Below are 18041 nucleotides of genomic sequence, written 5' to 3'. Positions count from 1 at the left end.
GGGTGGTCTTGAGCAGTGGGCCGAACCATCTGACACTACAACGGCAGAAGGAAGGAAACCGATGAGCGACGCCATGCCTGACGCCCGCCCCGACCCCAATGGCGACCGCACCCTGGCGCTGATCAATTACGTGCTGCTTCTGCTCGCCCTGTCCAACGGATTGACGGCTCTGATCGCGCTGGTCATCGCCTTCATGCGCCGCGATCAGGCGTCGGCCTGGCTGCGAAACCATTACGACTTCCAGATCCGCACGGTGATTTATGGCATCATCATTGTGGTGGTCGGTTTCGCCACAATCTGGTTGCTCGGCCTCGGGCTCCTGATCTGGCTGCTCGGCGCGGTGTGGCTCGTGGTGCGCACGGTGGTGGGGCTGATGCGCCTGGTCGATGGCCGCACCCACCCCGATCCGGGCGCGTACTGGATTTAGTCTGCCCGCGGGGGCGCCCGCTCCAGAAGCGATGCAGCCAGCGCCTCTTCCCACAGGGCTGAGGCATGGGCGGCGCGACGCGTCTCCAGGAGGAACCCGGTCGCGTGCGCGAACTCAGCCAGCGGCGCGCAGAACACCGGCTCGAAATCGCCGCACCAGAGATGGACACGCAGGGCCGGGTCCGCCTCGGCCGCCAGTGCACGGGTCCGCGCTGTGAGCGGCGGCGAGCCCGCGATGACCGCCGAGATCAGGTCGGGGCGTTTCAGCCCCTGCTCCAGCGCGAATGTCGCCGAGGCTGACAGGCCGAACGCGTAGACCGGACCGGTCTCACCGCCCAGCTGCTCGATGATATAGGGCAGAAATTCGTCAAAGAAAAAAGTCTCATGGCGCTGATAGGCCTCAATGCGCGCGGGGGCCGCGGAATCTGCCGGCACCAGATACTCAGCTGACCGCTGGTCCGTACCGGCCCCGGCGATCCAGCCTTCGCCAAACCGCGCCGAAGCAAAGGCAACCGGACGGATCCGGCCCTCATGCATCAGGGTTTCGGCAATCCGCGCGAAGGATGAGCCGGCAAGACCGTCGCCCGATACAATGACCGGGTCGCCCCGGGTGCCGTCCCAGCCCTCCGGAACATGCAGATAGACCTCGCGGGACGCGCCCAGGGCGGTGCTGTCGAACAAGTGCGTCTCGAAACCGGTGCCGGCGACAAGCTCCCGGGGGCGGGCCAGATGAAAACCGGGGCCGGTCCATTCGAGGTAGCTCTCGCCCGCCATCAAAGCCAGTGCGCTGTCGCCAAGGCCACAGGCTTCCAGAACAATGACAGGACCCTGAGCGGTCTCCACCCAGGCATAGCGCTCCGCCGCGCCGTTTACGCCGAGAGTCTCCGGGGTGGCCTCGGCGGCCATCACCCTTATCTGGTCAGCGCCAAGGCGATGACCCTGCAGCCCGGACACCGGCTCTTGATCGGCTGTAATGGCCCCCGCAGCCTCCCGCGCCAGATCAGGCCGGGCCGTGATGGAACCCGGGCAAGGCCCTGCGCCCGCCCCGGCCAGAACAACAGACAGCACGATCGCGATCATGACCCACTCCGCGCGCCCGGGTCATCACCCGGCAGGGTAAGCTCAGGCGCTTTCCAGCATCGTCAGCCCCGGCTCGAACAGCACCGCGGCACCGGTCTGGATATCGCCCAGAAGGCCGGGCGCGCTGGACAGCACCGTATCGGCATAGACCCGCGTCATGGCGATGCGCGCGCTGGCATAGGCCTGATCGCCCTCTTTTTCCTTCAGGCGGCGCTGGGCCGCCACCGCGCCGACACACAACAGCCAGCCGCCGGTGACGTCACCGGCCAGCTTCAGGAAGGGTGTGGCACCCGCCAGCCGGTCGGCCTCGCTGGCCTTGAGCATCCAGTCGGACGCGGTTCTGAGCGCATCGCACGCCGGCGCCAGCTGGGCGGCCAGAGCGGGTAGCTCGGGATTGGAGCTGGTCTCGCAATCCTCCACCGTCTGGCGGATATCCTCTATCAGCTCGCCCATGGCCTCGCCGCCATCGCGCACCAGCTTGCGGCCCACAAGATCAATCGCCTGGATGCCGTTCGTGCCCTCATAGATCGGGGCAATGCGCGCATCGCGGTAATGCTGGGCCGCGCCGGTTTCCTCGATAAAGCCCATGCCGCCATGGATCTGTATCCCCATGGACGCGACTTCCACACCCACATCAGTACACCAGGCCTTGGCGATCGGGATCAGCAAATCCTCGCGCCGCTTGGCCCAGCCCGCCTCGTCCGCATCATCATGATGCTCGGCGAAATCGGCCTCCACGGCCGCGTGGAAGCAAATGGCGCGCGCGGCCTCTATCTTGGCCTTCATCACCGCCAGGGTGCGGCGGATGTCAGGATGCTCGATGATCGGGTGCGGGCCCTCGCCTTCGCCCATCAGGGCGCGGCCCTGGCGGCGGTCCAGTGCAAAGGCATAGGCCTGCTGATAGGCGCGCTCGGCGATGCCCACGCCCTGAACACCGACATTGAGGCGCGCCGAGTTCATCATGATGAACATGGCGGCCATGCCCTTGAATTCCTTGCCGACCAGCCAGCCCTTGGCGCCGGCATATTCCATCGTGCAGGTGGGCGAGCCGTGAATGCCCATCTTGTGCTCCAGCCCGATGGCGGTCACGGCATTGCGCTCACCGGGTGCACCGGTCTCATCGGGGATGAATTTGGGCACCAGGAACAGCGAGATGCCCCGCGTGCCCGGTGCGCCGTCCGGCGTGCGCGCCAGCACCAGATGGATGATATTGTCCGTGCAGTCGTGCTCGCCCCAGGTGATGTAGATTTTCTGCCCCGTAATCGACCAGGACCCGTCGCCATTGGGCTCGGCCTTGGTGCGCAGCGCGCCGACATCCGAGCCCGCCTGCGGCTCGGTCAGATTCATGGTGGCGGTCCATTCGCCGGAAATGATTTTCGGCAGATACAGCTCGCGCTGCTGCGGCGTGCCCACCGCGATCAGGGCCTCGATGGCCCCAAACGACAGCATCGGCCCCAGCCCGAACGCCATGTTGGAGCTCTGCAGCATCTCCATCAGGGCGCAGCCCAGCGCGCGCGGCAGACCCATGCCGCCATGCTCGGCGCTGAACTGCAGACCCTGCCAGCCGCCCTCGACGAATTTGGCATAGGCGTCCTTGAACCCGTCCGGCGTCGTGACCGCGCCGTCCTTCAGCGTGCAGCCCTGCTGGTCGCCGGTCCAGTTCAGCGGTGCCAGCACGTCATTGGCCATGCGGGCCGCCTCCTCCAGGATCGCGCCGGTCAGGTCGCCCGACAATTCCGGGAATGCGCCCGTGGGCTTGAGCCCGTCCAGCGCGGCAATTTCTTCCAGACAGAAGCGGATGTCGCGGACAGGAGCGCGGTAGGTCATGGGCAGGCCTCGAAGGTCAGATCCGGATGTGACCCGCAACATAGCGCTTTCACGCGCCAGCGCGAGAGGGTGCGTGAACTGGACGCGGCGGTGCGACGCCTAAAATTCCTACAGCATCGAGCGCTAAAAAAAGAATACGTGTAAGGTCATCGCAGCCGCCAATACTGAAGTGAATGCTATCAGCTTTGCCTCCAACTGCGTGAAATTAACCTTGATCGAAAAAAACATAGCGCAATAGAAGGTTAATAGACTTAAAATTATAACCATCACATAAAGCGCTCTATAGCCACTAAAATAATAAATAATAAAAGAAATAATTTGAAATAGAGGTATAGATGCAAAAAGAAATGTGCGGATCATTTTTTCATTAACTCCATATTATGTGGGACGGGCCAGGGCCCGCCCCACCTAGATGCACTAACTTCCAAAGCCGAACATTGATGCCGCAGCCGAAACAGCTGAGACCAGTGCGGCTCCAGCACCGACCGCCTTCGCGGCCGGAGCTGCAACGCCGGCGACAACAGCCACACCAGCGGCGGCTGCAACGACAGCTGCCGCCACTGCAAGCTCATCTGCGCATTGCCCATTTTGATTCCCGAAATGATCGGCAGCTTTGCTTAAGGCAACACCCCTGGCTGCTGCACCAGCACCACCACTTACCGCAGCGATTTCGTGTTCTTCGAGCACTCTCATTGCCTTCTCCATCAAATAACATAGTTTCTCTTGCGAACTTTGGTGTGTATTTCTTGGGTTGTATAAAATTATCGAACTGAGGGAATTCTTCCACCCTTAATTGGTTAATTTTCGTTAATGATCTGAGTCCGTACGTTTCGCTTAGGAACTGCCCCATGCACCGCCTCGCCGCCCTCGCCTGCCTGATGCTGACCGCTTGTGTCTCGGCACCGTCAGTCGATCCCGCGCGCCTGCCCGCTGGCGAGTGGGCGCTGGACACAGAGCATGCCTCGGCCACCTGGCGGGTACGCCATCTGGGCCTGTCCTGGTACACGGCGCGCTTTGACGGGTTGGACGCGAGCCTGCGCTTCGATCCGGCACACCCCGGCGCGTCAGAGCTCACAGCCGTGATCGACGCGGCCTCGGTCTCCACCGGCGACCCGGACTTTGACGAGCTCCTGCGCGGCGCCGCCTGGTTCGACGCGTCGCGCCACCCGCAAATCGTCTTCCGCTCGACCCGAATCGAGGTCACTGGCGAGACCACAGGCCGGGTCCATGGCACATTGACCGTCAAGGACGTGACGCGTCCGGCCGTTCTGGAGACAGAGTTTTACGGCGGGGTCTTCAATCTTCTGGAAGGCAGGCGGGCCATGGGTTTCGGAGCGGATCTGATCATCGACCGGACCGAATTTGGCGTCGGACGGCTGCCACCGGGCTTTATCGGCGACGAAGTTCGGTTACGAATAGAGGCCGAGTTCCTGCGCACCACCCCGGAGTGAGCCATGACCGCCAGCCGCACCACCTACACAACCGTCGCCATCGCCTTCCACTGGGTGATCGCCATCATGCTGGTCTCCATGGTGTTTTACGGCTGGTGGATGGAGGGACTGCGCGATCTGGCCCTGGCCGGAGAGATGACCTTCGCCGAGGTGCAGGCCGCCTATAACTGGCACAAGACCGCCGGCATCACGATCCTGATCCTGTCACTGGCGCGGCTCGCCTGGCGCTTCACCCATCCGGTCCCGCCCCTGCCTGCGCACATGAAGCCATGGGAGACCATCCTGGCGCGCTTCACCCATATCGCCTTCTACGCGGTGATGATCGGGGCGCCGATCGGGGGCTGGGTGACGGCTTCGGCCACCAATTTCCCCACCCGTCTGTTCAATATCGAGGGCTTCGACCTGCCGCGCCTGCCCGTGCCGCAGACCGAGGGCTTCTACGAGCTGGCCGGGTCGATGCATGGCGCGGGCGGCTGGGTGATCCTTGGCCTTCTGGCTCTCCATGCCGGGGCGGCCCTTAAGCACCATTTCCTGGATCGCGACGGCACGCTGCAGCGGATGATCCCGGGGCTGAACACGCCCACCCAGACACCGCGCGGCTAGACTGAGGGGTCAGCGCAGACCGATCTGGCGCCAGGACAGGACCAGCGCCAGCCCCAGCGCTGCAGCGCCCGCCATGCCCATGGCCAGCGCCTGGCCGCTCACAACGCCGGCGGCCAGGCCGCCCATGCCCTGAAGCAGAGCGGTGATCTGCGCCACCAGAGGCGCGGCCTGCATGCTGGCCACACCCGCGCCCGCCAGAGCGGCGATCACAAGGGCGCCGGCGCGCCAGCGATCCAGACGCGGCAATTGCGCCATTACGCGATCAGCAAATTCAGGGTCGTGCGCGGGCGGCGCAGCGTCCGCGAACAGGCCGCGCAGGGCCGCGTCAAAATCATCATCGGGGCGCATCATGCAGCCTCCTTGCGCTCGAACCAGAGTTTCAGTTTTGCCCGGCCCCGGCTGACATGGGATTTCACCGTGCCGACGGGAAGACCCGTGATCTGCGCGGCTTCCGTGTGGCTGAGGCCGGACGCGTAACACAACACCACGCAGGTGCGTTCCTCTTCGCCCAATTGCGCCAGGGCCCGGTCAAGATCGACCCGCTCGCCCCCCGGCTCCGGCGGGGTGCTGGTCTCGCCCGGCTCGGCGGTCAGCCCGTCGGTCAGGCGCTGCGTGGCGCGGGCCTTGCGCGCGCCCATCAGAAACTCGCTGTAGGCGATGGCGCACAGCCAGGCCCTGAAGCTGCCGTCAGCGCGGAACGATCCGATGCGCGTCCAGGCTTTCAGGAAGGTTTCCTGGGCCAGATCATCGGCCAGCGCGCTCTGGCGCGTCAGGCGCAGAAGAAGCCCGCGCACGGCCTGCTGATGGCGCGCAACCAGCGCCCCGAAGGCGCGCCGGTCCCCCGCGGCGATGACCGCGGCCACCAGATCTTCATCCGGCGCGTTGGGCGGAACAGCCATGCCGGCGTCCCTACCGGCCGTCGCCGGACGATGTCTGCCTGCCGATGCGCGCGACACCGAAGCCGGTCAGCACCAGACCAATGAAGCCGGGAAAGGCTGCCATGCCGGCCATCATCAACAATGGGTCAGGCGCACCGGAGGGCATGTCCGCCGTGCTGCCGATAACCCAACCCAGAACGATCAGGGCCATGGCGACAGCAATCAGGATGAGTCCGGCCTTCAGATCGCCATTGCCGGGCTTGTTCTGGGGCATGCCCAGGGCCTTGATGGTGTCAGGATCAAGTGTCTGGCCATTACGGATCGCCTCGCGCACGGTTTCCAGCACTTCACGGCGATTGCGCGCGGAGAAGAAATAGACGGTCGCCACGATAAGGACGACCATAATGAATGGGGCCAGCGGGACGAGTTCTTCCATGGGTCAGCTCCTGTGCCGCGCGCCCGTCCTGGGCGCGCCTGTCACAAGCTAGATGCCCGGAGCGCCCGGTTCGGATGCAAACTCGAACACGGCCACGCCGAACAGCTGCATGTGGAAGTAAGCGAACAGCGCCGCCGCGCCGAGCCCTATGACGATGGCACCGGCGTCCGCCAGCCAACGCCCGGGCCGTGCAAACGCGCCGCCGCGCGCATAGGCCTCGATCAGAATGATCACCGACCAGACGAAGAAACTGCCGAACAGCACCATCGACGCCAACGAGCCATTGGCCATCAGGTGCGCCCCGGACCACAGGAAAACCGCCAGCGTCATGGGGTGGCGCGTGAATGAGCGGATATGGCTGGGCAGATAGGCCGCCACCAGCAGCACCAGACTGACGGGCACCGCCAGCAGCGCCATCGTGCGCGTCCACTCCGGCGGCAGCCAGATCGTCGGCGAGGGATGGGAGAGAATATGACCATAGATCACCAGCGCCAGGCCGATCGCGCTGATCACGGAATAGAAGACGGCGTAGAGCGGTTCGCTGATCACGCGCACCACAGGGCCGCGCAGGCCAATCACACGGGTCATGTGCACGCCCAGCAGCAACACCAGGCCAATGATCAGAATATCCATGATGCCCCTCCGCCTGCCAGAATGCCGTATCGCATTCACGATAGACCGAGTCCGGCTTGTCGGGCGAGCCTGCAGGCTGCGCGCAGCTGATCCGAGCGCTCCTGCCGGGCCCGCCGGGCCGGAGCGCGCGCATCGCGCCGGCAAGCCCGCCATGCATTGACCCGCCGGGGCTTGTGGCCCCGGCGGGTCGCAGGTGCAGCCGATCCGGCGGCGCTGGGCGCGCCGCCCGCTTCTATCAGGCTCAGGCCGCGTTCTGCACGGCGTGCAGATAACGTTCGATATCCGCCTTGATGCGGGCCGAGCGCTCGGCCACCTGGGAGGCCGTGGCCGCCACCTGGGAGGCCGACGCCGAGGCAGTGCCCGCCGCCTGCTCAAGTCCGCCCAGAGACCGCGACACTGCTTCGGCGCCTTGTGCGGCTTCTGTCACATTGCGGCTGATCTCGCCGGTCACGGCCACCTGCTCTTCGGCAGACGATGCGACAGACGAGGATATCTCGGTGACCTGATCGACAACCGCTTCGATGCTGCGCACCGCGGCGACGGCCGTTTGCGTGCCTTCCTGGATCGCACGGATCTGCTCGATCACGGTGGCGGTGGCTTTTTCGGTCTGCTCGGCCAGCTGCTTGACCTCGCTGGCCACGACGGCGAAGCCCTTGCCGGCCTCTCCGGCGCGGGCTGCCTCGATGGTGGCGTTCAGCGCCAGCAGCTTGGTCTGCTCGGTTACAGCGCCGATCAGGCTGGCGACTTCATCGATCGCGCTGGCCGACTTGACCAGGCCGTCAATGCGGCCGAGCGCCTCGGCGACCTTCTTGGACGCTTCCGCGGCAACACCCGAGCTGCGGCCGATCTGGGTCGCCACTTCGCGGATCGAGCTCGACAATTCCTCCGCGGCGCTGGCCACGGTCTGAACGTTGGCTGCCGTCTGGGTGGTGCTGGCCGACACGGTCTGGGTTTCAGCCGCGCTTTCTTCAGCGGTGGAGGCCATGGACTGGGAGGTCGCCTGAAGCTCCGCGGCCGCGGCGGCCAGGGCTGCGACCGCCTCGTCGATCTCGTTTTCGAAGGTGCGAGTCAGCGCACTGACACGTTCGGCCTCGGCAAGTTTGCGCCGCGATTCCGCGTCCTGGGCGGCGGCGAGCTCACGCGCCTTGAGCGATTCGGCCTTGAAGGTTTCCAGCGCGCCATTCAGCGTGCCCACCTCATCGCCCCGGTCGGTTTCTTCAATCGTGATGTCCAGCTCGCCCTTGCCCAGCCGGTCAAGACGCCCGATGGCGCGCGCCAGGGGCTGGCCGATGCCGTAACGTCCGATCAGGACGCTGATGCCACTGCCGGCGAGGATGCCGAACAGCGCACCAATGATGAGGAGGTTGCGCGCCGTTTCAGCCGTCCGTTCAGCCTGGGCATAGGCCGCTTGCTCGTTGGAAATCTCGTAGGCCATGAAGTCTGCGACCGATGCAGCCAGGGCTTCTTCGGACTGGCGGACCGCGTCCAGCCTGGACATCAGCAAAGCGCGCAGAGCGTCGGCGTCGCCGCCCTGGCGGCTGCGCGTCATCGACATGCCCTGATCCAGCGCCGCACTGAAGCTTTCAAAAGCAGGAGCGATGCGATCAAGGTGTCCCCGGGCTGTCGATGACGCGCCGTCCGCTATGGAGTCAAGCGCCGCCCTGTAACGCGCCCGCGCTTCGGTCACAGTGGCGTTGATCGCGTCAACGTTCTGGGGATTGATAGCCAGATTATACCATTGCTGCCGCATGGTCGCAGCCGCGTCATTCATCACGGCCGCATGCTGGAGCTCGGTCGAGGCATAATGAATACGCTGCGCGGAGTCGCGCACCTGGTTGATTTCGTAGACGGCAAATCCGCCCAGCCCTGCCATGACAACAGCCATGGCGGCGACAATGAGCAGCAACTTTCCCATAACGGGAATATTCGCAAGGCGCATGATGAGTCCCTTCAGTGCGAAACACTGGCTCATTCTATCGTGAAAGGCGCCTTAAAAGATTCTAAACAACCGCTCGGCTGCTCCACATGCCGCGCCTGTAAAGGCGCAATATTTCCGATCTGGAAATCCACAAGATCACAAGGCATTTTTTTAAAGGCATTATTTTGTCTATTAACCTAATGGGCGACCGCCCCATGACCTGCGGCTTCGATATCGGCCTTGCGTGCGCAACGTCGTTTATCGCGAATTTTTGGCCCAGACTCGCCTCGGAGCGGGCCGGGCAGACCTGTTATCTGAAGGTGAATGCGCTCACCGAACGGGTGCATTAACTGCACGCAAACCATAACATCTGTTTTCACGGTCAGGCCCCGGCGCGGGGCTCTGGCACGCAGCACAACACGAAGCGATAGGTTGGACGATGCGGGGACAGGGCGGATGCAACAGCCCGCCCGGTCAGCCTCAATAATGCGGCGGCTTCTCGCCTGTCGCCGGTGCCAGCCCCGCCTCCAGCTCGGCAATCCGGTCGTCAGATTGCAGGAGCCGGGCCTTCAGCCGCTCGATATCTTTCTGCTGATGCGCCAACGCCTCGGACAGATCATCGATCACGCGCTGCTGCTGCGCGATATGGGATTCAAGCGTGTCGAGGCGGTCGGTGATCATGATGGCTCCTGATTAATCGTCCCGTCAGCTGGCGGGTCAGGTTTCAGGCTATACGGTCTGCGCCGCGCTCTTCGCGCAGCCTGCGCACGGTGCCGCGGCCGGGATCAAGGATTTGAGGCCAGGTTGCGAATAGCCGCCAGTATGAAATCAACATCCTCGCCCGTGGGTTCGGCATTGAGGTTGCCATGAATGATTTGATTTCTAAGCTTGATCAACTCGCGCAGACGCGCGCCGTCCGATGCGGACACGTGACCTTCCATGGTCAGTGACTGGACAACGGTTCCCGGCTTGAGCGGGCGAATATCACGTCGCTCAGACAGCCCGTGCGCAATGGCCTCCAGTAACGGCCAGGCCATGATAAAGGCAGGCCGCAGAAAGCCCGACTTTCTGAGCTTATCGATTTCCGCCAGACGTTTCTTGATCGAACGGGCGTCCGCAGGAGCAATGCCATCAGTTTCGGCATCATCGGCATTGATGTAAGCGACTGAGAACCTCCATCCGGGGCTTTGCTCGACAATGTCGCGCAACATCGTCAATGGCATGGATTGGGATCGAGGGCTGCGCGCCAGCTTGACTTCGATAGCGATGCGCTCGCCGCCACGGCTCGCGACTGCGTCCGGGACATACTTGCCGAAGCTGGCCGGAAGCTGCATCTCGCCGACAGAGGTGACAAACGCATAGCCTGCCAGTGCGTAACGCTCTCTCAAGCGCTCCAGAACAGCGGCCTCCTGATCGCCGAAGCTGGTATCCGAAACCGCCATTATGAAATGGTTCTCCAGCAAAGATCATCTTCAACGCGAATATACACCAATGGGGGCTCGGCATCCAATGCGGCGGCGAGCTGATCTGAAAGGGACAGAAACTCCCGCTCAACGCCGGGCTCAAACTTTTGAACCGTGGCCCGCTCCACCTGATTGTCGTTCAGGTATGCGACCGTTTCCAAAGCATCGAGAATGGGCTTGATGATGTTGTCTATATCGCCCTGCATCGGGGCGTCAGCGATGTAGTAAATCAGTACGGAGACCGGGCGTGCATCTGGCCAGCCAAGCTCGGACGCGCTGTCCCGGCGTTCAGTGGCGGCTTCACGCACCGTCTCCTGCCACGCCGCCCTGCCCGCAGGCTTTGCCTGATGCGACACCGGCACTCCCGGTATCAGCACTTCAAGCGGGAAGAAGTCGCCGACGTCTGACATTCGCCTACCCGTATATGAGAGGGCAATCTAGCAGACACCACTCCCGTGGATAGCCCTTCACGCGAATTTCAGACCACCCCCCTACTCCCACTCAATCGTCCCCGGCGGTTTGCTGGTCACGTCGTAGACCACCCGGTTCACGCCGCGCACTTCGTTGATGAGGCGGGTGGCCGTGCGGCCGAGGAAGTCGTGGTCGAAGGGGAAATAGTCTGCCGTCATGCCGTCAGTGGAGGTCACCGCGCGCAGGGCCAGCACATTGTCATAGGTGCGCGCGTCGCCCATCACGCCCACGGTCTGGACGGGCAGGAGCACGGCGAAGGCCTGCCAGATGGAATCGTAGAGGCCGGCCTTGCGGATCTCCTCGATATAGATGGCGTCGGCCTTGCGCAGGATGTCGGCCTTGTCGCGGGTCACCTCGCCGGGGATGCGGATGGCCAGGCCCGGCCCCGGGAAGGGGTGGCGCCCGATAAAGCTTTCCGGCAGGCCCAGCTCCCGGCCCAGCGCCCTCACCTCGTCCTTGAACAATTCGCGCAGCGGCTCCACGAGCTTCATGTTCATGCGCTCAGGCAGGCCGCCCACATTGTGGTGGGACTTGATGGTGACGGACGGCCCGCCATCAAAGGACACGCTTTCGATCACATCAGGGTAGAGCGTGCCCTGGGCCAGGAAATCGGCGCCGCCGACGGATTTGGCGTGCTCTTCGAACACGTCGATGAACAGCTTGCCGATGGTCTTGCGCTTGGTTTCAGGATCGCTCACCCCGGCCAGCGCGGACAGGAAGCGCTCCTCCTCGTCGGCGGCCACCAGCGGGATGTTGTAGTGCTCGCGAAACAGGGTGACGACCTGGTCGGCCTCGCCCGCGCGCATCAGGCCGGTATCGACGAACACGCAGGTGAGCTGAGACCCGATCGCTTCATGGATCAGCACCGCGGCGACCGAGCTATCCACCCCGCCCGATAACCCGCAGATCACCTTGCCAGAACCCACCTGGGCGCGGATTTTGGCGATGGCTTCATCCTTGAACGCGGCCATGGTCCAGTCGCCCTTCATCCCCGCGATGCGGTGGGTGAAATTGCGCAGGATCAGCGCGCCGCGCGGCGTGTTGGCGACTTCAGGATGGAATTGCACGCCGTAGAAGCGCCGGGCCTCATCCGCGATGGCGGCAAACGGCGCATGGGTGGTGGCGGCGATGGGGTGGAAGCCCTGCGGGATCGCGTTGACGCGGTCGCCATGGCTCATCCACACGCGCTCCAGATGCCCGGCGCCGCCCAGGCCCTCGAACAGCGGGCTCTCGGCCGTGATCTCGATATCGGCGCGGCCGAACTCGCGCTCGTCGGCCGGCTCCACGCTGCCCCCGAGCTGCGCGCACATGGTCTGCTCGCCATAGCAAATGCCCAGCACCGGCACGCCCAGCTCGAACACGCCTTGCGTGGCGCGCGGCGTGCCTTCGCCATGCACGCTGGCCGGTCCGCCCGACAGGATGATGGCCCTGGGCCCGTAGGCGCGCAGGAAGGCGTCATCCACCCGGTTGAACGGATGCACTTCGCAATACACCCCGCTCTCGCGCAGGCGCCGCGCGATGAGCTGGGTCACCTGGCTGCCGAAATCGACAATCAGGGCGCGTTCGTGATTTTCAATTGTCATCGGCGCTGATCTCCACAAGCCGCTCACCCTCGTCAAGCAGATTGAGCGCGATTCCCAGCTTGGATGTCAGAATGTCCTGCAATCTGGAACGGCTTGTATTGCCAAAGGTCAGCCAGATGACCCGTGGGGGCGGCCCGCACCGCTCCAGCAGCCGGGGAAAATCGGTATCCTTGGTAACAATCACGGCATCGGCCTGTCTGGCCTTGGCGAACGCCTCTTCATCCGTCGCGAACCGCAGCCCTGCGCGGTCAAATGACTGTGCCTGCATATCGAAACGTTCGATCAGCCAAGGCACCAGTGCGGGCGGCAGGTGGGCGTCCGGCCAGAGCTCTGCCTGCCTATTCGGCGGCATTGATCACAGGATGATCAAGGCGGCGCGCCGCATACGCAATTGCGGCCCGGATGTCATCGCGCTCCAGATAGGGCAGCTCGGCCAGCACCTCATCATAACCCAGCCCGGCTTCCAGCAGGTCGAGCACGTCACGCACGCGCACCCGCATCCCCCGGATACAGGGCCGCCCGCCGCATTGGGCGGGGTCGGTGGTGATGCGGTCCAGAAGCGTGTTCATAGTCCGAGAATAACTCGCGGGAAGCACTGGCGGCAAGCGCAGCTCAGGCGGCCTGACCCGCCGGCTTGAGCAGGCCTTGCGCGTCCATGTCGCGGTGCAGCGCCCAGGGTGCCAGATCAAACCCGTTGGGCCAGGTCGGCGCGCCGTCCTCCAGGAACACGCGCGCGAAATACGCCGGATCGCGCAAAGGCAGGACCATCGCGCCGGGCCGTGCGATGAGGGCCGACAGGTCCAGCTCACCGGCCTGACCGTCCGAGAAGGTCAGGTGCAGCGAGGCAGGTCCGATAGCCTTGATATCAATAAGCTTGATCATTCCAGACCTTCAATGCGCTCCAGCGGCTCCAGACGTTCAGCGCGCCGCCAGTTTTCCAGTATAGCATCCCGGCGCATATCCATCCATTCAGCAACCAGCCTGCGGGCGCGCGGCGGCAAACTGCCTTCGAGCAAAGCGCCATCGGCAATAGCGATCAACGCCTCATGCCCTTGATAGACCACATGGATATGCGACGGCGGATGATCACCGAAATACATGCGGATGGTAATGCCGAAAAAGACTGAAACTATCGGCATGCCTGCTACCCCGCCCGCTCCCGTCCAAACACGTAAAATCCGTCGGTTCCGGCCATCAGTTTGCCAGCAACCACTCAAGCCCTCGCGTGAAGCCAATCGGGAATGTGGTCTCGTGCCGGGCACCCTCGATTATCTCACTTCGGATGACCAGCGAGGGATAGGCCCGCCCCTCGAGCGTGGAAGCGAACCTCACCTGATCACCTGCCAGGTCGTGACGGGTGGAGTCCCCCGGGACTTCGCGCGCTCCAGTCGCAAAATAGACCCTGGCTGGGAGATCGGAGTGATTGGCAGCGTAATCGGCCTCCAGCGCGAAGATCGACCCGTCATTGAACCAGAGAGACGGGCTGGTCAGAATATAGCCGGAAAACAACCCGGGCCTCGCGAAAAGCATCCACGCTCCGAACGAACCGCCCAAGGACTGGCCGGAAAGGATGCGGCGCGCCGGATCAGCATTATACCGCGCCTCTACCTCGGCAATGATGCCGGTTTCGAGAAAATCGGCATAGGCTGGTGCCCCACCGGTCTGCAGGCGCCATCCGGCATCGTGCGCATGGATAAGATCACGCACCCTGCTGTCCATGCCGTTCTCATTGCGAGCATGGGAAATGCCGACGATGATTGCACTTTCCATAACGCCCGCATTCATGGGCAGGTGGGCGATCCCTACCGCCACGGGAAAGGTATAAGGACCGTCATTGAGATAGACGACCGGATACCCTTCCGCGCGCGCCTCTTCATAACCCAGCGGGATACGCACATAGATGTCATACTCCCGCCCGGATTGGCTGTCCGTGACAGGCCATACCGCGCTGCGGGAAATCTCGTACTGAACCGTTTGCCCCTCGGCCCCCGGAACGCTCCACAGAACGGACAGGCAAAACAGGCTGATCAGTCGGAATATCACCCCTCCCGCTCCATCACGCACACATAAAACCCGTCCGTGCCGGTGCGCGCCGGGGTGAGTTGCAGGGCGCCATGCTCCCCGGCGCAGGCGGACAGCGTCAGCGCGCCCTCTTCGGTGAGCTGGCCCGAGGCCGTCAGGGCATCCATCACCGGCACGGCGCGGAAGGCTGTGTTGGCGGCCAGGAAGGCGTTGATCCGGTCGCCGTTCTCTTCGGGCAGAACCGAGCAGGTGACATAGACTATGCGCCCGCCAGCCTTCACGTATTTGGCGGCCTTGGCCAGCACTTCGTCCTGCTGCTTGATGCGGGTGGCGAGCGCGCGCTCTTTCAGGCGCCATTTGGTGTCCGGGCGCCGGCGCCAGGTGCCCGACCCCGTGCAGGGCGCGTCGATGAAAACCAGATCCATCCGGTCTTCCAGATCGCACAGCGCCTCGCCTTCCTTGCCGGTGCGCACCTGGACATTGCGCACCCCGGCGCGCTCCAGACGCGGCCAGATGGCGCGCAGGCGCCGCCAGTCATAATCCCAGGCATAGAGCTGGCCTGAATTGTTCATGAGCGCGGCCAGAGCCAGCGTCTTGCCCCCGGCCCCGGCGCAGAAATCCAGCGCCTGCAGCCCGTCCAGCGGCGCGGCGGCGAGCGCGGCGATCTGGCTGCCCAGATCCTGCACCTCGACCCAACCCTTGCCATAGGCGGGGATGGAATCGGCCGGCGGCGCCTTGGCGCGCGGATCGGCCGCCGCGATGCGGATGGCGCTGGTGACCAGGTCAGACGGATCGCAATTGATCTGCGCGCGCACCGCCGAGATCGCCTTCTCCGCATCGGTCTTCAGCGTGTTCACGCGCAGATCCACCGGCGCGCGCGCGGCCATGCCCGCGCCCTCCGCCACTGCATCGCCGCCAAAGCCGCGCACAAAGCTGGCTTCCAGCCAGTCCGGGATTTCGGCGCGCGCCCACAGCGGCGCATCGTCCGGCAGGGCGGCGGTCATCCCGGCGCGCTCGGCGTCGGTCAGCGGCGCGGGCGCGTGCTCGTCGCCGTCGAAGATCGCGGCCACGGCGTCGGGCCCCGTCTCCCACTCATGGGCCAGCGTGGCCAGCACCATGGCGCGCGGCGTGTCCTCGCCCATGCGCACGCCGTGCGAGGCCCGCTTGCGCATGGCGTCCAGCACCAGGCCGGAAATCCACGCCCGGTCGCCCGACCCGGCATAGCGATTGGCCTTGCCCCAGTCGCGCAGGGCATCCTTGACCGGCTGATGCCGGTTGAGAACGGTGTCGAGCACCTCGATGGCAGCGGCAATACGCCCGGCTTCACGCATGATTGTGTCTTCCTGGAAATAGACGCCCGAATTTCGTCGATGGCCCGATCGCAAGTCTGCTAGGCATCATCCATGCTCTTCACACCGCCCTCAGACGCCCAGCTTTACGACGCCCTGATCGCGCGGGATGCGCGCTGGGACGGACGCGCCTATGTCGGCGTCACGACCACGGGGATTTTCTGCCGTCTCACCTGCCCGGCCCGCAAGCCCAAGCGGGAGAATTGCCGCTTCCATGAGAGCGCCGCCGCTTGCATAGAAGCGGGGTTCCGCCCGTGCAAGCGCTGCAAGCCGCTACAGCACGGGATGGAGCCGCTGGTGGCGTCGTTGGCGCAGGCACTGGAGGCCGAGCCGGGCCGGCGCTGGCGCGAAGCCGATCTGATCACCATGGGCCATGACCCCTCCACAGTACGCCGCGCCTTCCGCCGCCAGCTGGGCGTGACGTTTCTGGAACTGGCGCGTCTGCGCCGGGTGCAGGAAGGCCTGGCAGCGCTGGGCGGGGGCGACAGCGTGATCAGCGCTCAGCTGACGGCAAGCTATGACTCCGCCAGCGGATTCCGCACGGCCGTCGCCCGCTTTCTGGGCATGGCTCCGGGCACGTTCCGGGCCGGTGCCGCCCTACAGGCAGCCCCTATCCCCACGCCCCTGGGCGCGATGATTGCCGTGTGCGATACGGAGCGCCTGCACCTTCTGGAATTCATGGACCGGAAGGCGCTGGCGGGCGAATTGCAGCGCCTCGCCACATCCAGCCCGAACGGGCTGGGATGCTCGCGCCGCCCGCCCCACGATCGGATCGAGGCGGAGCTGAACGCCTATTTTGCAGGCGAAGCGGTGACCTTCAAGACGCCCCTCGCCCTGCATGGCGGCCCGTTTGCGCGCGAAGTCTGGCGCCATCTTCAGGACATTCCGCGCGGCGAAACGCGCAGCTACGGCGACATCGCCGCCACCATGGGCCGCCCCGGTGCCAGCCGTGCTGTCGCGCGCGCAAACGGCCTCAATCAGATCGCGATTCTGATCCCCTGCCACCGGGTCATTGGCGCAGACGGTGCCCTGACCGGATATGGCGGCGGCCTGCACCGCAAGCGCGCGCTGCTGGATCTCGAGCAATCACCGCCCCCTCAAACCAGGACATCCGCCCCATGACCGCATCAGCCGCCTTGTTTCGCAGCCTGCACACAGCCGGCGCGCCGCTCATAGTGTTCAATGCCTGGGATGCCGGCAGCGCCAGGGCGATCGCCGATGGCGGGGCCAGCGCCATCGCCACCAGCAGCTGGGCGGTGGCGGCGGCTCAAGGCTATCGCGATGGCGAGGCATTGCCGTTCGACCGCCTGGTGGACTGCACGCGCCGCATCGCCGCCTCGACCAGCCTGCCCGTCAGCGTGGACGTGGAAACCGGCTATGGCGCGAGCCCGGAGGCGGCGGCGCACAGCGTGCTGACCATCGTCCAGGCTGGCGCGGCGGGCATCAATCTGGAGGATTGCAACCCCTCGGGCGACGGTCTGACGGCCCTGGACGATGCGGCCGGGCGGATCGCAGCCATCCGCACAGAGGTGACGGCGCACGGGCTCGACGTGTTCATCAATGCGCGGTGCGACGTGTTTTTCTCCGGCGGCGCGGATGACGCGGCGTCGCAGGCCAGCCAGCTGGCCGAGGCTGTGCGCCGCGCCGAAGCCTATCTGGCCGCTGGCGCAGACGGCCTGTTTCTGCCTGGCCTGTCCGACCTGACCCTCGTCGCCGAGGCCGTTCGCGCCATCAACGCGCCGCTCAACATCATGGTCCGCTCGCCTGACGCCATCGGCCGGTTGCGGGACGCCGGCGTGCGCCGGATCAGCTTCGGCCCGGCACCGTATATCGCGGCCATGGACGGGCTGCGCAGCGCGGCGCGCGCGGCCTTCGCCGCCTGACCGCCAGACGCCGCGCCG

Annotated in this window: 22 protein-coding genes and 2 pseudogenes; 6 read left to right on the top strand and 18 right to left on the bottom strand. The window is 64.8% G+C overall.

Annotation, left to right across the window (positions count from 1 at the left end; genetic code table 11):
• Positions 1–61 precede the first annotated feature (61 nt).
• Positions 62–427 carry a DUF4870 domain-containing protein gene (locus L2D00_02355; GenBank protein WBQ13538.1) on the top strand — a complete coding sequence of 122 codons (366 nt, stop codon included), beginning with the start codon at positions 62–64 and terminating at the stop codon, positions 425–427.
• Here the strand turns inward: L2D00_02355 and L2D00_02350 are convergent.
• From L2D00_02350 to L2D00_02340, 3 genes are all read right to left on the bottom strand, one after another.
• The gene (locus tag L2D00_02350) at positions 424–1506 is read right to left on the bottom strand and encodes an esterase family protein (protein ID WBQ13537.1); all 1083 of its coding nucleotides are present in this window, start codon (positions 1504–1506) and stop codon (positions 424–426) included. The genes L2D00_02355 and L2D00_02350 overlap by 4 nt on opposite strands.
• A gap of 42 nt (positions 1507–1548) precedes the next feature.
• Positions 1549–3333: an acyl-CoA dehydrogenase gene (locus L2D00_02345; protein ID WBQ13536.1), complete on the bottom strand. Its 1785-nt coding sequence runs from the start codon at positions 3331–3333 to the stop codon at positions 1549–1551.
• A 417-nt stretch (positions 3334–3750) separates the two neighbouring features.
• Entirely contained in the window at positions 3751–4038 is a 288-nt protein-coding gene (locus tag L2D00_02340; GenBank protein ID WBQ13535.1) for a hypothetical protein, read from the bottom strand.
• A gap of 143 nt (positions 4039–4181) precedes the next feature.
• On the opposite strand from L2D00_02340, the gene L2D00_02335 reads away from it, so the two are divergent.
• Positions 4182–4784, top strand: a complete 603-nt coding sequence (locus L2D00_02335; protein WBQ13534.1) for a YceI family protein — start codon at positions 4182–4184, stop codon at positions 4782–4784.
• Positions 4785–4787: 3 nt separating this feature from the next.
• Positions 4788–5387 (top strand): cytochrome b, encoded by a 600-nt coding sequence (locus L2D00_02330; protein ID WBQ13533.1) that lies wholly within the window; start codon positions 4788–4790, stop codon positions 5385–5387.
• 9 nt (positions 5388–5396) lie between these two features.
• Here L2D00_02330 and L2D00_02325 read toward each other — a convergent pair whose 3' ends face one another.
• The 15 genes from L2D00_02325 to L2D00_02255 form a co-directional block, all read right to left on the bottom strand.
• Entirely contained in the window at positions 5397–5738 is a 342-nt protein-coding gene (locus tag L2D00_02325) for a hypothetical protein (protein ID WBQ13532.1), read from the bottom strand.
• Positions 5735–6286 carry an RNA polymerase sigma factor gene (locus L2D00_02320; protein WBQ13531.1) on the bottom strand — a complete coding sequence of 184 codons (552 nt, stop codon included), beginning with the start codon at positions 6284–6286 and terminating at the stop codon, positions 5735–5737. Before L2D00_02320 ends, L2D00_02325 begins: the two co-directional genes overlap by 4 nt.
• A gap of 10 nt (positions 6287–6296) precedes the next feature.
• A complete protein-coding gene (locus tag L2D00_02315) occupies positions 6297–6701 on the bottom strand; it encodes a DUF6249 domain-containing protein (GenBank protein WBQ13530.1) in 405 nt (134 codons plus the stop codon).
• 48 nt (positions 6702–6749) lie between these two features.
• Positions 6750–7334, bottom strand: coding sequence for an NnrU family protein (locus L2D00_02310; protein ID WBQ13529.1), 585 nt, complete (start codon positions 7332–7334; stop codon positions 6750–6752).
• A gap of 241 nt (positions 7335–7575) precedes the next feature.
• Positions 7576–9249 (bottom strand): methyl-accepting chemotaxis protein, encoded by a 1674-nt coding sequence (locus L2D00_02305; protein WBQ13528.1) that lies wholly within the window; start codon positions 9247–9249, stop codon positions 7576–7578.
• A gap of 483 nt (positions 9250–9732) precedes the next feature.
• Complete coding sequence (locus tag L2D00_02300; protein WBQ13527.1) at positions 9733–9933, bottom strand: SlyX family protein; 201 nt, start codon at positions 9931–9933, stop codon at positions 9733–9735.
• A gap of 104 nt (positions 9934–10037) precedes the next feature.
• A complete protein-coding gene (locus L2D00_02295) occupies positions 10038–10694 on the bottom strand; it encodes a hypothetical protein (protein WBQ13526.1) in 657 nt (218 codons plus the stop codon).
• Complete coding sequence (locus L2D00_02290; protein ID WBQ13525.1) at positions 10694–11125, bottom strand: RusA family crossover junction endodeoxyribonuclease; 432 nt, start codon at positions 11123–11125, stop codon at positions 10694–10696. The genes L2D00_02295 and L2D00_02290 overlap by 1 nt, the downstream gene beginning before the upstream one ends.
• 81 nt (positions 11126–11206) lie before the next feature.
• The gene (gene guaA, locus L2D00_02285) at positions 11207–12769 is read right to left on the bottom strand and encodes a glutamine-hydrolyzing GMP synthase (GenBank protein WBQ13524.1); all 1563 of its coding nucleotides are present in this window, start codon (positions 12767–12769) and stop codon (positions 11207–11209) included.
• Entirely contained in the window at positions 12759–13037 is a 279-nt protein-coding gene (locus tag L2D00_02280) for a DUF5615 family PIN-like protein (protein WBQ13523.1), read from the bottom strand. The genes guaA and L2D00_02280 overlap by 11 nt, the downstream gene beginning before the upstream one ends.
• Positions 13038–13107: 70 nt before the next feature.
• Positions 13108–13338, bottom strand: a complete 231-nt coding sequence (locus L2D00_02275) for a DUF433 domain-containing protein (GenBank protein ID WBQ13522.1) — start codon at positions 13336–13338, stop codon at positions 13108–13110.
• A 43-nt stretch (positions 13339–13381) separates the two neighbouring features.
• Positions 13382–13651, bottom strand: a complete 270-nt coding sequence (locus tag L2D00_02270; GenBank protein WBQ13521.1) for a DUF2442 domain-containing protein — start codon at positions 13649–13651, stop codon at positions 13382–13384.
• Positions 13648–13869 carry a DUF4160 domain-containing protein gene (locus L2D00_02265; GenBank protein ID WBQ13520.1) on the bottom strand — a complete coding sequence of 74 codons (222 nt, stop codon included), beginning with the start codon at positions 13867–13869 and terminating at the stop codon, positions 13648–13650. Before L2D00_02265 ends, L2D00_02270 begins: the two co-directional genes overlap by 4 nt.
• Before the next feature lie 94 nt (positions 13870–13963).
• Positions 13964–14833, bottom strand: a complete 870-nt coding sequence (locus L2D00_02260) for a hypothetical protein (GenBank protein ID WBQ13519.1) — start codon at positions 14831–14833, stop codon at positions 13964–13966.
• Positions 14809–16122 carry an RsmB/NOP family class I SAM-dependent RNA methyltransferase gene (locus L2D00_02255; GenBank protein ID WBQ13518.1) on the bottom strand — a complete coding sequence of 438 codons (1314 nt, stop codon included), beginning with the start codon at positions 16120–16122 and terminating at the stop codon, positions 14809–14811. The genes L2D00_02260 and L2D00_02255 overlap by 25 nt, the downstream gene beginning before the upstream one ends.
• 72 nt (positions 16123–16194) lie before the next feature.
• Here L2D00_02255 and L2D00_02250 point away from each other — a divergent pair.
• The 3 genes and pseudogenes from L2D00_02250 (at position 16195) to L2D00_02240 (ending at position 18023) form a co-directional block, all read left to right on the top strand.
• Positions 16195–16668 (top strand): annotated as a pseudogene (locus tag L2D00_02250) (bifunctional transcriptional activator/DNA repair enzyme AdaA).
• Positions 16669–16920: 252 nt separating this feature from the next.
• A pseudogene (locus tag L2D00_02245) lies at positions 16921–17262 on the top strand (methylated-DNA--[protein]-cysteine S-methyltransferase).
• Positions 17259–18023, top strand: a complete 765-nt coding sequence (locus tag L2D00_02240; GenBank protein WBQ13517.1) for an isocitrate lyase/phosphoenolpyruvate mutase family protein — start codon at positions 17259–17261, stop codon at positions 18021–18023. Before L2D00_02245 ends, L2D00_02240 begins: the two are co-directional and overlap by 4 nt.
• Positions 18024–18041 lie beyond the last annotated feature (18 nt).

This window comes from Hyphomonadaceae bacterium BL14 (assembly GCA_027627705.1).
Lineage (GTDB): Bacteria > Pseudomonadota > Alphaproteobacteria > Caulobacterales > Maricaulaceae > Oceanicaulis.
The sequence above is the reverse complement of the archived record's forward strand: the minus strand, read 5'-3'. Positions and strand labels throughout refer to the sequence as shown.

Bases quoted from the DNA above. Each gene is read 5' to 3' on its own strand.
- L2D00_02295 (WBQ13526.1), bottom strand. From the start codon at position 10,694: ATGGCGGTTTCGGATACCAGCTTCGGCGATCAGGAGGCCGCTGTTCTG.
- L2D00_02290 (WBQ13525.1), bottom strand. From the start codon at position 11,125: ATGTCAGACGTCGGCGACTTCTTCCCGCTTGAAGTGCTGATACCGGGA.
- guaA (WBQ13524.1), bottom strand. From the start codon at position 12,769: ATGACAATTGAAAATCACGAACGCGCCCTGATTGTCGATTTCGGCAGC.
- L2D00_02240 (WBQ13517.1), top strand. From the start codon at position 17,259: ATGACCGCATCAGCCGCCTTGTTTCGCAGCCTGCACACAGCCGGCGCG.
- L2D00_02355 (WBQ13538.1), top strand. From the start codon at position 62: ATGAGCGACGCCATGCCTGACGCCCGCCCCGACCCCAATGGCGACCGC.
- L2D00_02275 (WBQ13522.1), bottom strand. From the start codon at position 13,338: ATGAACACGCTTCTGGACCGCATCACCACCGACCCCGCCCAATGCGGC.
- L2D00_02325 (WBQ13532.1), bottom strand. From the start codon at position 5,738: ATGATGCGCCCCGATGATGATTTTGACGCGGCCCTGCGCGGCCTGTTC.
- L2D00_02330 (WBQ13533.1), top strand. From the start codon at position 4,788: ATGACCGCCAGCCGCACCACCTACACAACCGTCGCCATCGCCTTCCAC.
- L2D00_02270 (WBQ13521.1), bottom strand. From the start codon at position 13,651: ATGATCAAGCTTATTGATATCAAGGCTATCGGACCTGCCTCGCTGCAC.
- L2D00_02280 (WBQ13523.1), bottom strand. From the start codon at position 13,037: ATGCAGGCACAGTCATTTGACCGCGCAGGGCTGCGGTTCGCGACGGAT.
- L2D00_02265 (WBQ13520.1), bottom strand. From the start codon at position 13,869: ATGTATTTCGGTGATCATCCGCCGTCGCATATCCATGTGGTCTATCAA.
- L2D00_02300 (WBQ13527.1), bottom strand. From the start codon at position 9,933: ATGATCACCGACCGCCTCGACACGCTTGAATCCCATATCGCGCAGCAG.
- L2D00_02315 (WBQ13530.1), bottom strand. From the start codon at position 6,701: ATGGAAGAACTCGTCCCGCTGGCCCCATTCATTATGGTCGTCCTTATC.
- L2D00_02255 (WBQ13518.1), bottom strand. From the start codon at position 16,122: ATGCGTGAAGCCGGGCGTATTGCCGCTGCCATCGAGGTGCTCGACACC.
- L2D00_02335 (WBQ13534.1), top strand. From the start codon at position 4,182: ATGCACCGCCTCGCCGCCCTCGCCTGCCTGATGCTGACCGCTTGTGTC.
- L2D00_02340 (WBQ13535.1), bottom strand. From the start codon at position 4,038: ATGGAGAAGGCAATGAGAGTGCTCGAAGAACACGAAATCGCTGCGGTA.
- L2D00_02320 (WBQ13531.1), bottom strand. From the start codon at position 6,286: ATGGCTGTTCCGCCCAACGCGCCGGATGAAGATCTGGTGGCCGCGGTC.
- L2D00_02345 (WBQ13536.1), bottom strand. From the start codon at position 3,333: ATGACCTACCGCGCTCCTGTCCGCGACATCCGCTTCTGTCTGGAAGAA.
- L2D00_02305 (WBQ13528.1), bottom strand. From the start codon at position 9,249: ATGGGAAAGTTGCTGCTCATTGTCGCCGCCATGGCTGTTGTCATGGCA.
- L2D00_02310 (WBQ13529.1), bottom strand. From the start codon at position 7,334: ATGGATATTCTGATCATTGGCCTGGTGTTGCTGCTGGGCGTGCACATG.
- L2D00_02350 (WBQ13537.1), bottom strand. From the start codon at position 1,506: ATGATCGCGATCGTGCTGTCTGTTGTTCTGGCCGGGGCGGGCGCAGGG.